The organism is Enterovibrio sp. QJM3NY_24 (assembly GCF_057786035.1).
The window spans coordinates 1,000,349-1,015,269 of the sequence record NZ_CM173519.1 but is presented as its reverse complement, the minus strand read 5'-3'; the positions used below and the strand labels follow the sequence as shown (position 1 = coordinate 1,015,269).

12 protein-coding genes are annotated in these 14,921 nt (G+C 47.9%); 4 read left to right on the top strand and 8 right to left on the bottom strand.

Annotated elements, in window-relative coordinates:
• Positions 1-38 precede the first annotated feature (38 nt).
• Positions 39-302, top strand: a complete 264-nt coding sequence (locus tag AC3CIC_RS04445; protein ID WP_017007410.1) for a YkgJ family cysteine cluster protein — start codon at positions 39-41, stop codon at positions 300-302.
• A gap of 2 nt (positions 303-304) precedes the next feature.
• Here AC3CIC_RS04445 and AC3CIC_RS04440 read toward each other — a convergent pair whose 3' ends face one another.
• Positions 305-886: a sugar O-acetyltransferase gene (locus AC3CIC_RS04440; RefSeq protein WP_488515450.1), complete on the bottom strand. Its 582-nt coding sequence runs from the start codon at positions 884-886 to the stop codon at positions 305-307.
• 65 nt (positions 887-951) lie between these two features.
• On the opposite strand from AC3CIC_RS04440, the gene AC3CIC_RS04435 reads away from it, so the two are divergent.
• On the top strand, positions 952-2,391 hold the full coding sequence (locus AC3CIC_RS04435; protein ID WP_488515449.1) for a hypothetical protein: 1,440 nt from the start codon (positions 952-954) through the stop codon (positions 2,389-2,391).
• A gap of 113 nt (positions 2,392-2,504) precedes the next feature.
• Here the strand turns inward: AC3CIC_RS04435 and AC3CIC_RS04430 are convergent, their stop codons facing one another.
• The 5 genes from AC3CIC_RS04430 to AC3CIC_RS04410 all read right to left on the bottom strand — a co-directional run bounded on the left by AC3CIC_RS04430 (position 2,505) and on the right by AC3CIC_RS04410 (position 9,678).
• Entirely contained in the window at positions 2,505-2,963 is a 459-nt protein-coding gene (locus tag AC3CIC_RS04430) for an FKBP-type peptidyl-prolyl cis-trans isomerase (RefSeq protein WP_016958431.1), read from the bottom strand.
• 207 nt (positions 2,964-3,170) lie between these two features.
• The gene (locus tag AC3CIC_RS04425; RefSeq protein WP_394212683.1) at positions 3,171-3,908 is read right to left on the bottom strand and encodes a 3'-5' exonuclease; all 738 of its coding nucleotides are present in this window, start codon (positions 3,906-3,908) and stop codon (positions 3,171-3,173) included.
• A 9-nt stretch (positions 3,909-3,917) separates the two neighbouring features.
• Positions 3,918-5,801 carry a DUF294 nucleotidyltransferase-like domain-containing protein gene (locus AC3CIC_RS04420; protein WP_017004778.1) on the bottom strand — a complete coding sequence of 628 codons (1,884 nt, stop codon included), beginning with the start codon at positions 5,799-5,801 and terminating at the stop codon, positions 3,918-3,920.
• 98 nt (positions 5,802-5,899) lie between these two features.
• On the bottom strand, positions 5,900-7,534 hold the full coding sequence (locus tag AC3CIC_RS04415; RefSeq protein WP_488515448.1) for a BCCT family transporter: 1,635 nt from the start codon (positions 7,532-7,534) through the stop codon (positions 5,900-5,902).
• A gap of 509 nt (positions 7,535-8,043) precedes the next feature.
• A complete protein-coding gene (locus AC3CIC_RS04410) occupies positions 8,044-9,678 on the bottom strand; it encodes a BCCT family transporter (RefSeq protein WP_488515447.1) in 1,635 nt (544 codons plus the stop codon).
• 214 nt (positions 9,679-9,892) lie between these two features.
• Here AC3CIC_RS04410 and AC3CIC_RS04405 point away from each other — a divergent pair, with 214 nt between their 5' ends.
• Positions 9,893-10,285 (top strand): BLUF domain-containing protein, encoded by a 393-nt coding sequence (locus AC3CIC_RS04405; protein WP_394212677.1) that lies wholly within the window; start codon positions 9,893-9,895, stop codon positions 10,283-10,285.
• A gap of 124 nt (positions 10,286-10,409) precedes the next feature.
• On the opposite strand, the gene AC3CIC_RS04400 is transcribed toward AC3CIC_RS04405, so the two are convergent.
• Positions 10,410-11,717, bottom strand: a complete 1,308-nt coding sequence (locus AC3CIC_RS04400; protein ID WP_488515868.1) for a dicarboxylate/amino acid:cation symporter — start codon at positions 11,715-11,717, stop codon at positions 10,410-10,412.
• Between the two features lie 371 nt (positions 11,718-12,088).
• Here AC3CIC_RS04400 and AC3CIC_RS04395 point away from each other — a divergent pair, with 371 nt between their 5' ends.
• Positions 12,089-12,970, top strand: coding sequence for a LysR family transcriptional regulator (locus AC3CIC_RS04395; RefSeq protein ID WP_488515446.1), 882 nt, complete (start codon positions 12,089-12,091; stop codon positions 12,968-12,970).
• 59 nt (positions 12,971-13,029) lie between these two features.
• Here the strand turns inward: AC3CIC_RS04395 and AC3CIC_RS04390 are convergent, their stop codons facing one another.
• The gene (locus tag AC3CIC_RS04390; RefSeq protein WP_488515445.1) at positions 13,030-14,655 is read right to left on the bottom strand and encodes a methyl-accepting chemotaxis protein; all 1,626 of its coding nucleotides are present in this window, start codon (positions 14,653-14,655) and stop codon (positions 13,030-13,032) included.
• Positions 14,656-14,921: the final 266 nt, after the last annotated feature.

Sequence of the window (14,921 nt, the reverse complement as noted above, 5' to 3'; positions counted from 1 at the left end):
GTGCGCGCCTTATTGTCACTGAGTGTTGGGCGCATCGGATGAAAGAGCAAGAAATGAGTTGCCGTTTAGGCTGTGGGGCGTGTTGTATTGCACCTAGCATTTCATCGGCCATTCCGGGAATGCCAAATGGAAAGCCAGCGGGTGAACGCTGTATTCAGCTTGATGACAATAATCTGTGCAAGATATTCGGCCAACCAGATCGCCCTGCTGTGTGCAGCCAATTCAAAGCCGACCGAGACATTTGCGGTGGAAGCAATCAATTCGCGATTGATGTACTCACCGAGTTAGAAGCACTGACTTAATCTTAATGACGTTCTGCCACTTCTTCTTCAGTAAGTTCACGCACCACACGCGCTGGGTTCCCCACCGCAACATGGTTGGCAGGTATGTCTTTCGTCACCACGCTGCCCGCCCCAATCACACAGTTCTTACCAATGGTCACGCCCGGTAATACAATCACACTGCCGCCAAGCCAGACATTGTCACCAATGGTGATAGGCAATCCGTACTCTTCCAGATCAATGACCCTACGCCCCACATCAAGAGGATGTGTCGCAGTAAGCAATTGCACGTTATTTGCCATCATCACACGGTTGCCGATGCGAACAGGTGCAACATCTAAAATTGTGCAATTAAAATTCATAAACACATTCTCACCAATTTCAGTGTGAATGCCGTAATCACAGAAAAATGGCGGCTCGATATACACGTTTTCTGCTGCATTCGGCAAGAGGTCACGCTTAGCCGATTTCCACTCGTCGCTTTCTGGTAAGCTCTGATTAAACCGACGCATGGCTTCTCGGCAGCGCATTTTATCCGCCACCAGCTCTGGGTCACTGGCAAGATAAAGCTCGCCACTTAGCATTTTTTGCTTTTCTGTTTTCATTTTTCTCGCTTAATTGCGCACACTTACTGATAAGAAAGAAAACATTACCTCAACCTGGAGATCCAATGCTGAGACCCTTGTCTGCCTTCTTATTTTTACTGCTCGGTTTGACAGGCTGCGCCTCATCACCTTTGCCACTGCTTTCGAAAGGAGCGACGGATTGTGAACAAACACTGTACCGTTTCTATCAAAACGTGGATTCTACACGCGACTACCTGTTGCCCTATCATCTAGACCCGCGATTTCCGCACCTTGCTTTTGATCGAATCAGTGCTTCTTTTGCAAACCAACTCGACAGTCACGCTTCGCGCACCGAATGGCTCGGCTATGTCTCAGGTCTTGGTCAGCAACAGCTCACCACGGCTTTGGCTTTATCAACGAATATCGAACCTGAACAACAAGCAGTATTAACCCAATGTCAGCAGGCACTCACTACCGTAAGCGCAGACAACGACGATTTCTGGCAAGCCATTCGTGATAGCGTACCCATGCTGCCCACCGCGTATCAGCATTGGAAGCGCGTGTTGGGTGCTTATCCCATCGCCAGCAAAGTGGCACAATCAAGAATCGAACAAGAACAAGACCACATCAGAAGTGAATTTGGCCGCTCATTGGCCTATCCGTACCATTACAGCGAAGCCTCAAAGATATTGTCACAGCCTTTGTCACAAGAGCAGATTGAACACATGATGAGAAGCACCCGCCGCTCTTCTTCACTGGGTTGGCCAATGTTCAATGAAACGCAAACACGACAACTCTTGAACCATTACACACCCATAGTGACCGTTGAAACCTTGACGCAGGATGACCTAATCGGCGCGTTCCAATTTGATGACGCAAACACGCCCTTCGTAAACACCCAAGTTCCCGTGATCTACCGAGGCATCAGCTATACGCGATTTGATGGTGATATTTTGCCTCAACTTAATTACGTGCTTTGGTTTCCCGCTAGAACCGCCAAAGGGACCTTTGACCCCTATTCGGGCGCATTGGATGCGATAAACCTTCGCCTGACTTTAGACACGGACGGCTCGCCACTGATCTTCGATTCTATCCATCAATGTGGTTGCTTCCATATGGTGTATGCCCTCAAGCCGACACTGCAATTCAAGCAAAGCGATGATGAACGACCGATTGAGAACCACCTTCCTCAACCTAGCCCATCTTCTCGTCTTCATGTGTCATTGACCGGTGGCGAGCACATGGTCAATCAGGTGAGTTTTACCGATAACATCCCCGCCACGATTAGGCTTGAAGCTAGTCCGCTAGCCACATTAATGACGTTGAAAACAAAAACGGGAAGTATGATGAGTCCGTTCAATCGCCACGGTGTCATCACGGAAAGCGCAAGAGGAGAAGAATGGTTCTTATGGCCGTTTGGGGTTCGCTCACCCGGCGCCATGCGTCAACAAGGTCAACATGCCATTGCTTTTATCGGTGAACGTCATTTTGATGAGGCGTTTATATTTGATGGCTTGTTGGAAAGACTTGAAGATGAAAGATGAAAGATGAAAGATGAAAGATGAAAGATGAAAAGTCTGAAGCCCAGAAAACAAAAAAGCGAGCTGTTTAAGCTCGCTTTTTCTCACCCATAAAGGTGAATCGCCAACCGCGCTGATTAGTGCACGTGGCCGTGTTCAATTTCTTCTGGCGTCGCGTCACGGACTTCGCGGACTTCGCCTTCAAAATGCAGCACCAAACCCGCTAAAGGATGGTTGCCGTCAATCGTGACTTGCTCGCCATCTATCTCTGCGATAGTCACTTGGATATCACCTTGAGGACCTTGCGCATTGAAGACCATACCCACTTCAATCTCTTCAACACCTTGGAAAACACTTTTTTCTACCGTTTGGATCATCGATTCATTACGTGGGCCGTAAGCATCGTCAGGTTGTACGACTGCACTAAATGCATCGCCTACCGCTTTCCCGGTCAATGCATTTTCCAAACCTGGAATAATGTTGCCCGTGCCATGCAGATACGCTAACGGCTCTTTGCCTTCTGATGAATCAATCACTTGGCCTGATTCGTCTTTTACCGTGTAATCGATTTTTACAACTTTGTTATCTTCAATCATCTTGCCATCCTTTGTCGGCAGCGAATATGTGCATCTGAATTGACAGATACCGACTCCCCACAGTGGAGGGATACGTTGACTCTAACACAGGGAAAGTGACACTCGTATTGAAGGCCTAAATCCGTGAGATTAAATTCGAAAAAACGTGAACTTAGGCCTATCTGTGCACGAAAGCATGCAACATTCGCCGTATTGTTGAATCTTCGTTTATCGCCAAAGTGCCTTCAACGGACAATCAGGGCTAAAACGGTGTGCCACTTGCGCTTGCAACAATTCAGCCGTCGCAATGGCATCTATCAATGCATTATGCCCTTGATAGAATGGCAAATTGTAGCGGCGTCGACTGTCGGCTAAACGAATTGAAGTCAACGGCTTACGCAATACACATGACCAAAATTTGTGCCTGGGTTTACGGTAAAACCATGACTCAATTTCCAGTGTATCAATCACAGGGAACAGTAACCCTTCACCCAATCGCTGCTTAATCGCCGAATCAATGAATTCACGCTCGATGCGACGATAATGCACCACCACGATTTTGCCTTCCAAGGCCGCCAATACTTCTTCGAGAATACGGCGTAAATCGGGTGCATCACAGACATCGGAATGGGTAATACCATGAAACACGACCGAATCTTCATGCAAGGCTTTACGCGGTTTCACTATCCAATGTTTCGCGTCACGGCAATGAATACGTGACAAGGTAAAAGGCACCAACCCAACACTGATGATCTCGCTTTTCAGCGGATCAAGCCCTGTGGTTTCAAGATCAAGGGCGACAAATTCCAGCTCAGAAAGCGGCGTGTCTCCGTTGGTATTGGTCACTTCATAAAAGCGTTTCAGCAAAGGGACTTTTGCTTTTTGTTTTAATCGCTCAATCAACGTTGGCCAATCAGGGCCTGCATTCGCGGGTGTTGCTTGTTTAGGAGGAGCAAGATACAACATGATAACCCCCTAGTTACTGCGATTCGGTTGATAGCGATATTTCAAAAACTTCTGCGCATTACTTAGGATTTGGAACGCATCCTTCAGGTTACGGCGCTCAAACTCAGACAAGTTATCCGGTTCGATGTTGTTATCCGGTTCAATATCCGCTTCGACATCTAATGCCTGATGGCGAATACGCACGGTGGAAATAAACTCCATCGCATCGCGAATATCTTCACCACGACCTTTTGGCAAAATCCCAGCTTCAATGATGTCATCAAGGCGCTCAAAGGAGTTCTGAGAACGAGAGTCCACTGCCAGTGCATGGACTCGGATCAAATCCGCCAGTGGCGCAGTGCCGCGTCGCTTCAGGTTCATCGAGTTCTTGTGGCGACCGTCTTGTTCCATCACGAAGTTTTTAAAGAAACCCAATGGCGGCGTGCGGTTCAACGCATTGCGAGCCATGCACGCCAAGAAGCGGTTATTACGGCGAGCACGACGGCCAATGAAAGCTTTCAGCGTTTCCGCCCAGTTCGTCGCGCCATAAACCCCATCAAGATCGAAGAAGATACTACTGTTAAGCAAAGACTTAGGATTGGGTTGGTCAATCCAGTCAGCAAAACACGCTTCCCATTCCGTGCGGGTTTTACGCCATTCGGGGTTTGTCGCCATAATGTTACCGGTACAATAGCTGTAACCGCAGCGTGCAAGCCCATCACTGACAAACTTGGCTAAGTGAGCAAAATACTCATCGTGCTCAGCGGGGTCGTATTTGTCATCCAAGATCATGGCATTGTCTTGGTCAGTCACAATTAACTGCTCATCACGCGCCATAGAGCCCAGAGCCAAGAAACAATACGGCACTGGTGGCGGGCCAAATTCTTCTTCGCCCAACTCCAGCAAGCGCTGTTTGAAGCTGCGCCCGATAACCGCCATCGCGGAGCCAATCATGTGCGAGTTGGCATCTTCAGACACCATGCGCGAGAAGCAAGCTGGCACGCCTTTGGCAATGGCTTCCAAATCATCAATGGTTTGCTGACGATAAATGCTGCTGACGATCACCAAACTGCTTTGAGACTCGTAGCGAACAATGTCAGACAACGCAATCACGCCCACTGGTTTTTGGTGGCGGAGAATAGGCAAATGATGCAGGTTGTTTCTCAGCATCGCCAACATGGCTTCAAACACATAGGCATTGTGATCAAGGGTGATCAACTGCGGTGTTAAGATCTCTGAAACCTGCGTTTCATAAGGCAAACCCAAGGCGATGACACGAGAACGCAAATCGCGATCAGTGATAATACCTACCACGCGCGTCGTTTCCTGATCGTCTTCGTCTGTTTCCGTGGTCATGACCAACAACGAAGAGACACCTTCATCCGTCATGATTTTCGCGGCTTGTTGAATCGTCGCTTCACATTCCACGGTCACCGGATCACGAAGAATCAGGGAGCTGACTTTCGAGGTTGTCAGGTCATTGCTGTCACTCTGGCTTTCAACTGCCTGACGCAAACGCGTGGTGTCTTCCGTTTCCATGAAGTCAGAGAACACTTCGAAACGCTCAAAGAGATCGTCAAATACCGTATCAGGAATGAAATACACCAAGCTGTCTTCAATGGCCTTAGCGGCATAACGAACCCGACGGTTCATCAATAACCCCCATTGACCGAAGATCCCGCCTTCAGACAAGCGATTAAACAGCTCACCGTTTCGACGGTATATTTCGAGTACACCGCTTCTCACCACACACAAATCATGGATAGGTGCGCCGTATTCAAAAAGCTGCGTATCTGCACGAAAGTAGGATATTTCCACCTGCTTGGCGACCTCGTCGACCACCTCTTCCGGCAAATGATTAAACGGTGCATGTTGTTTGAGAAACGCTGCGATTTCTATTTGTTCCGCTTCCATTAATTCTCAATCTCTTGGGGCCGAATTCGGTTCCCATTTAGCCAGACGAAACGGGGCAGACTCATCGCCTGCCCCGTTGCTTACACTCACCAGTGTGACTAACCTCGGGGCTCAGACATCAAGCCCTTTATCGTTGAAACACAGGCAACCAATAAAACAATGGTGAACGGAAAGCCCGTTGACACCGCCATGGCCTGCAAGGCAACCAAACCGCCCCCGAGCAGAAGCACAATCGCGACCAGACCTTCAAACGTACACCAGAACACGCGCTGTGGCATAGGAGCATCCACTTTACCGCCTGCTGAAATAGTATCAATCACCAGCGAACCGGAATCCGAAGACGTCACAAAGAACACCACCACCAGAATAATACCGATGAAAGAAGTGACCTGTGCCAGTGGCAACGCATCAAGCATAGTGAACAATTGCAATGGCAACGCCGATTCCGTTACTGCCATGTAGCCATCGTGGACCACTTGGCTGATCGCCGTGCCACCAAATGCTGTCATCCAAAGTACACAAGCGGTAGATGGGATCAGCAAAACACAAACGATGAATTCACGCACGGTACGGCCACGCGATACACGCGCGATGAACATGCCGACAAATGGCGACCAGGAAATCCACCACGCCCAATAGAATGCAGTCCAACCTTGCGAGAAGTTGGCATCTTCTCGACCAAACGGCATAGAAAGCGCAGGGAGATATTCAATATAGGACACTAGATTACCGAAGAAACCCGTAAGAATACCGACGGTTGGGCCCATCAAAATCACGAAAGACAACAACGCGATAGCCAACATCATATTGATTTCAGACAAGCGCTTCACGCCCGCATCAAGCCCAGCGGCAACCGACACCAGTGCCAGTCCCGTGATAAATACCACCAGAAGGATTTCTGTGGTTGTCCCCAATGGAATACCGAATAGGAAGTTTAACCCCGCCGCGGCCTGAGAAGCACCAAAACCAAGGGACGTGGCCAAACCGAACAGCGTTGCGACCACTGCCAATATATCAATGATATGACCCGTCCAACCCCAAACACGCTCACCGAAAAGTGGGTAAAACACAGAACGCATGGTGAGTGGTAAGCCCTTGTTAAAGGAGAACAGTGCCAAACCTAATGCCAGAATGGCGTAAATCGCCCAAGGATGAAGACCCCAGTGATAGATAGTGGCAGCCATGGCCAAATCTGCTGCTGCACTTGCATCACCCGCAGCACCACCTAGCGGCGCCCAGTCCGTCCTCACGCCATCTTCAACCGATATGCCACCAAACGATGACGCATAGTGAGAAAGCGGCTCCGACACACCATAGAACATCAAACCGATGCCCATACCTGCTGCAAACAGCATGGAGAACCAACCTGGATAGGTGTAATCCGGCGTCGCTTCAGTACCACCAAGACGAACCTTACCCAAAGGGCTGACAATCAAAAACAAGCAGACAATGACAAAAATGTCGCCCGCAGTAATGAAGAACCAGTCAAGGTTTGAGGTTAGCCAGCCGCGAATATCGCCAAATACTGGCGCGACTTCTTTTTGAAAGGCAAGGGTAACAAAGACAAACAACGCGATGAAAAGCCCTGAGATAAGGAATACGCGGTTGTGAATGTCTAGCCCGAGTGGGCCAATTTTAAGTGCTATGTTGTCTTGACCCACCTGATAGTCGGTATCGATGGGGTTAACGTCACCATCAGGTTTCATTAACTCTTCATGACTTTTATCGCTCACAGTAAACTCCTTTGTCCGTTTAGCGAGTAATGTCAATGGCGTTGAATATGCGGGAAGAAGAGCCAATTACAACATCTGTCGACATCATACATATTGAACGCTCACTGGCAGACCGAGCACTGTAACATATCCTTAGTGTTCAATGCTTCAATAGTAAGATCTGCGTCGAAGCAATCGCCGCTTTCTGCTTCATTTCTAGCCATGTGTAGCAACTATCAGGCAGTTCACAGACGAATATAACCATTGAACCCTAAGCATTTGATACATCTAGTTCGAACAATAGTTTTATCTTTTCGCCTGCCAAGCAAGTTATGTAAATGCGTCTCTGACGATCTTAAATCAGCCAATGTGTCATATTGAAAATGATCAGGTGTTGCCAATTAAATGACCTCAACATGCTTGTTCTGTTAGGCCTCTATAGCCTGTGAAATCTTGCTAAAAAAGGATCTTGAGGTGACTCAGTGCGAGATACAAAAAATCCGGGCGTTTCCGCCCGGATTTTAGAGGTGTTATGAACGTGGTTCTGACATGAGTCCCTTCACCAAAGAGAAGGCACAGAGCAACAGAACAATACCAAACGGTAGACCGGTCGAGACCACCATGGCTTGTAGCGCGGACAGACCGCCACCCAGCAACAGTGAAATCGCAACTAGGCCCACAAATGAGCACCAGAAAATACGCTGTGGTACTGGTGAATCCACTTTGCCACCCGCAGAGATGGTGTCGATAACCAATGAACCGGAATCTGACGAAGTCACAAAGAACACCACAACCAGAATGATACCAAGCAGAGAGGTAATGCTAGACAACGGCAAGCCATCTAGCATGCTGAACAATTGCAAAGGCAACTCAGCATCAACAACTGCCGTGTAGCCACCTTGAAGCTGTTCAATCGCTGTTGTGCCAAATGCAGTCATCCACATCACACAAACAGAGGTTGGGATCAACAACACACAAATGATGAACTCACGCACGGTACGACCACGCGATACACGCGCGATAAACATACCCACGAATGGTGACCAAGACATCCACCACGCCCAGTAGAAGGCAGTCCAACCCTGAGAATAGTTAGCGTCTTCACGACCAAATGGCATCGACAGTGCTGGCAGATTCTCGAAATAAGCACCCATGTTTGAAACAAGGTTGCTAAAGATCGACAACGTTGGGCCGACCGCAATCACGAATACCATCAGTAACGTGGCCATCAGCATGTTGAATTCAGACAGACGTTTCACGCCCGCATCCAAACCCGCAACCACTGAACTCAACGCAAGACCGGTAATACCGATGATCAACGCAATTTGCGTTGGCGTGCCGTCTGGAATACCAAACAGGTAGTTCAAGCCCGCTGCCGCTTGCGAAGCACCAAAGCCTAACGACGTTGCCAAACCAAACAGGGTCGCAACCACCGCAGTGATATCAATAATGTGGCCAGGCCAGCCCCAAATGCGCTCACCAAAGATGGGGTAAAACACTGAACGCATGGTCAGTGGCAAACCTTTGTTGAATGAGAACAGTGCAAGAGACAAAGCAAGCAGTGCGTAAATCGCCCATGGGTGTAGACCCCAGTGGTAAATCGTCGCTGCCATACCCAGATCTTTCGCCGCTTCTGCGTTACCCATTGCGCCACCTAACGGTGACCAGTCAGTACGCAAACCATTGGCGCCTTCAACAACCCCACCCATTGACGCCGCGTAATGAGATAGTGGCTCAGACACACCATAGAACATCAAGCCGATACCCATGCCTGCTGCAAACAGCATCGAGAACCAGCCCACATAGGTGTAATCAGGTTTTGCTTTCGTACCGCCAAGACGCACTTTGCCAAGCGGGCTAACAACCAGGATCAGACACAGAATAACGAATACGTTACCTGCACCAATGAAGAACCAATCCAGTTGAGCGGTTAGTGTGTTTCGCATTTCACTAAAAAGTGGACCGACTGACTGTCGAAACAAAAGGGTGATGGCAACAAACAATGCCACCATAGAACCGGAAATCACGAACACGCGGTTATGAATATCCAAACCAAACGGGCCGATATTCAATGCAATGTTATCCTGACCTACCTGATAATCCGTATCGATAGGTGTCACAGCACCGTCCGGCGACATCAATTCATCGTGGCTTTTATCACTCACAACGACAACTCCATTTTTTATTCAAAATTACAACAAAAGCACAAAAAGGGCGCTTCAAAATGATCGCAAAATATCCACCTTATTAAACAAGGAGTAAAGTGAAAATATGTGATGGTGACAATCGAAATAACTTTGGGAAATCAAGTGCTACACTGATTAGAAACAGTGGTTAAAAATCCATCGCCGACGATTGAATTGAGCAAAAGGACTCCGGATGTTATTTGCGATTGTTTACACTAGCGAGTCTAAATTTGACTTTGATATGGAAACACTGAAAGCGCTTATGGTCCAAAGCCGTGTTAACAATAAAAAGCATGGTATTACCGGCCTACTTTTGTATCGTGACCGAGAATTCATTCAAGTGTTAGAAGGTAAAGAAGAAGACGTAAATAATGCGTTTCAACACATAAAAAATGATTTCAGGCACAAAAGCGTCGAAGCTATCTTTAAAGAGCCCATTGAGCGTCGTTATTTTCCCAATTGGTCAATGGGTTTGTGCCGAGCAGAGAAAGTCAAAGCCTTGGAACAAAAGTCGTTGTCAGACCTTAAATACGACAAGGTGACGGTTTATCGACTATTGAATGAATTCAAGAAAGGAGAAATATAGAGACACAGAGCGCTCACAAGAAACCTCTTGGCTCCCTCCATTATCGATCCACATAAAACCCTGACGCTTTCTTCTAAAAATAATAAGCCAGCTTTCGCTGGAGTATTTTATTCACAATAGAGGCTTACTGCATTGAGGGCTTAAACACGATTTTCTCGTCTTCTTCTCCCGCTTTCATGTCGTTGTAGCGCGCCAGATCCAAGGAATCTTCACTTTTCGCCACAATACACGTCACCGCACAGTCACCGGTAATATTTACCGCAGTGCGGATCATATCCAGCAGACGGTCAACACCCATGATCAATGCAATACCTTCTAGTGGCAGACCCACCTGATTCAATACCATCGCCAACATGACTAGGCCTACACCCGGTACGCCTGCCGTACCAATCGATGCCAACGTCGCCGTCAAGATCACTGTCAGGTAATCCATCATAGTCAAATCAACGTTAAACGCCTGCGCGATAAATACCGTCGCCACACCCTGCATCATCGCCGTGCCGTCCATGTTAATGGTCGCACCCAGCGGGATCGTGAATGACGCTATTTTGTTGTCTGCACCCATACGGCGCGTCGCGGTTTCCATCGACACAGGAATGGTGGCGTTAGAAGATGCCGTTGAGAACGCAAACATAATCGCGTCTTCCATCTTCTTGAGGAAGATGATTGGACTAAGCCCCGAAAATACTTTCAGTAGCGTGGTGTAAGTCACCAAGGCATGCAGGATCAGTGCGCCCGACAACACCAAGAAGTACTCAGCCAAACTCATGATGGCTGACAACCCTAACGTGGTAAACAGCTTCGCCATCAAACAGAACACACCATAAGGTGCAAGGTTCATCAAAAGCGCAACCAGCTTAAGGATCACTTCATTCATATCACGGAAAAATGACGCAACACGCTCACCCGGCGCACCAGAAGCACTGATCGCAATACCAAACAACACAGCGAAAATGATGATTTGCAGCGTATTGCCTTCAGCCATCGAACTGATTGGGTTGGTTGGGAACATGCCCACAATCACCTGACCCAAGGTTGGCGCTTCTGCAGCACTAAAGCTTGATGCTGCAGTTAAGTCAGCTCCTTTACCTGGGCCAAACAGCAAAGCAAGGCTCATCGCCAGCGTAATGGCTAGCGCGGTGGTGCCAAGGTAGAACATCAGCGTTTTACCGCCCAAACGTCCCAAGGTCGCAATGTCTTTCAGCGCACTCGTGCCACATACCAGCGAGACGAACACCAAAGGCACAACCAGCATCTTTAAGCTGGCTACAAATATTTGTCCGCCGACATCAAAAAGACCGTTAACGATATACTCATTAACAAATCCTTCGTCAGCAAAAAGAAAGCGAATCGCAAATCCGGTCGCAATACCCATGACCATACCCACCAAAACGCGCGTGGTCAGGGACATCTTGTTTTTTTCTGCATTCATCATTGAATACTCCATTTCTTGATTTACGTGCTTGTCACATACAAAGCGCAAAGAGATTAACAGCGGATCTACAATTTGAGATACGTCCCCAATACGGGATAAATCGTCAAACATGCGACAGATCACACATTTAAATAATGACAGCAACATTGCAATCACAGAAAAAGAACAATGTGGCTATTTATTCGTTTATTTATTGTTCAGCACAGCTTGGGAGGGAATGATGAAATCGGTATATAAGGCGTAATTTCTTGCGTTTCTCCCCAAAAAATCGTTAACAAAAAGTCACCTGAGACGATTATCTCGCGACAGTTTGACGAGGGGATATTATCGATTATCATCATATTAATAATCATAATTTATGAAAAATCATGCTGAACCCAAAATGGCTAACCACATTTGATATGTTGGCCACAACCCAGAGCTTTACCAAAACAGCCGAATGCCTGTTTATGACTCAGCCCGGCGTCAGTCAGCACATTAAAAAGCTGGAAGATGCGCTCGGGGAAACGCTGATCTATCGCGAAGGAAAACAGTTTGAACTAAGCCAAGCAGGGATAATGCTCACGGAGTACATTGCGTCACAAAAACAGCTCAAAGAGACCTTTCTTGCCCAGCTAAAAGAAGACAGCCCCAATCAAGGGCCCATTCGCATTGCTTGCTCTGGCGCAATGGCGATGAAACTCTACCCGCTTTTACTCGCCCATCAGCAGCAGCACCCTGAATTATCCGTTCATCTCGAAGCCGCACCCGCCTCCCGCATTCACGCATTGCTCATGGATAATTCGATCGATATTGGCATCAGCACACAACCCATCGCCCACCCCTCGATTGAAGAAACACTGGTAGGTAAAGAATCGCTATGTTTGGTCGTGCCATCACAAAGCAAAGTCGACGCGCAAGATTACGACGCCCTTTGCCGACTCGGCTATATTCAGCATCCCGATGCGAGCCATTATGCCGATCTGGTGCTTTCCAAAAACTACCCCAAGCACTATCGCGGGCTAGACGGATTTCGTGACCGAGGCTACGTGAATCAACTGGCACAGATATTATTGCCAGTATCACAAGGACTAGGTTTTACTGTATTGCCAGAAGGTGTGATTGACAGCTTTACTGAGAGCAGCAAACTTTCTTGCCTTCCTTTAACTCATCCTGTTTATCAGCCCGTTTATCTAGCCCAAAAGCGTTACCGGAATTTACCTCAGCGCTACCAAACCGTCATTGAACTCATCAAAAAAGCCGTTGCATAAAAAAGCCGCCCTTGTAGGACGGCTATTCTTGAGCACTTTACTCGCGAGTCATTGCGTCGTTACAGACGGAAGAATGCCAGTTCTTGTTTTTGGTTTTCAGCCAATTGAGACAGCTCATGGCTCGCCTGCGCACTTTGACTGATACCAGTAACATTCTGCGTAATAAGGGTCGACACGTTAGTGATATTACGGTTGATGTCCTGCGTCACGGCTGACTGTTGCTCTGCCGCTGTCGCGACCAATGTGTTCATATCCGTGATCTGCGCTACCGACTGCGTAATGCCATTCAATGCATCATTCGCTTGTAGGCTAAGTTCCTGGGTGCGTCCGAGTACATCCATACACATGCCCATGCTATCGCCTGCTTTAGAAGCCTGACCTTGTAACCCTTCAATGATTTTTTGGATTTCTTTAGTCGACTCTTCCGTTCGCGCCGCAAGCATACGCACTTCATCTGCAACCACCGCAAAACCGCGCCCTGAATGACCAGCACGCGCCGCTTCAATTGCCGCGTTCAGTGCCAGCAAGTTAGTTTGCTCTGAAATACCACGGATCACTTCAACAACAAGGCTGATACGGTTTGATTGCTCACGCAAAGTAGACACCATGGTCGCCGTATTTTCTATCGATTCAGCCATTTGCACCGCAGCTTGCGCGCTTTGTTCGAAGATCGCCAAACCTTGTGACGCTAGCTCATCCGTTTGACGCGCCGCATGATCAGCATTCACGGCATTGTCAGACACATTGTCAGCCGTGCTTGAAAGCTCTGTTACCGCAGAGGCAACTTGTTCAATTTCGGCTTGTTCTTGCTGTGCATTCGCCGTTGATTGCGTCATGACTGTCGCCAACTGTGTTGATGCTGCTGCGACTTGATCGCTGATGCTAAAAAGGGTTGTCACGGTATGACGTAGTTGATCAATGGTTTTATTGGAATCTTGGCCAAGACGTGCGAGCTCATTTGAACCTTCATCACTGGCTCTTGCGTTCAAATCCCCCGCGGCCAATCTACGCATCACATCTTGCAAAACAGCAAGTGGTCTAACAATCACACCTGATAACCACCAACCGATCATCATCGCAATCAGTATTGACGCCGCGAGCATACCGCCCGTCGTCATGATCGCCTGCTCCGTATTTTGATCAGCCAACTGTAAGTCGCGTTCGACTAACGGATTAATGAAAGCGGAGAGTTCAGCAATCGCGTTCATCATGTCGGTGCCCATGTAACGGTATTCGTTCACCATGGCGTTATAACGTGAGTTATCGACACTGTTCTCGAAAAATGCCCCAATCGTCGGTGCCGCGGTGGCACTGGTATAGCGAACATAATCGCCAATGCTTTTTTCGACTTGCTGCGCCAATTCACGTAATACCGCTGTTTGCGCCATGTTACGAGTAATATCGAGCGCGTCTTGACCTAGTCGCGAAACATTGCTCGCCATTTCCTTCGTTCTTGCTTGATCGTAGATGCCATAGATCGCTTCTACACGCATGCCCCAGGCAATGTCTGCAAGTCTGGATACATCATCTTTGTCTGCTGCCGCTTGACGCGCCGTATTGCTGGTCATGTGCATGGAAGATTCCATTTCGCTTTTGGCGAAAATGAGAACCGAGAAAACGCTGAGAACCAGAATACAAATGGGGATCAGAATTTGGTATCGAATAGAAATATTGTTAAGTGACATATGTCGTTTAAACCTGAAGTTTTTCGTGTGCCGAGGTATCAAAATCCGCGGCATTATGTGATTTAACTCACTAAAACTCCACCTCAAATTCGTATTTCGCAACACTTAATTTCACTATTAATAACACGCGTCAAATAGCCGCCGGAAGTGTCAAAAAAACATGAAAACAAACCTGGTGTAGATGGAAGAACGACCACAAATAGCTCGTTATTAGCACAGCCAGTAGAAAGATTAAAGAACATTACATCGCCCAGTTCTAAAGACAA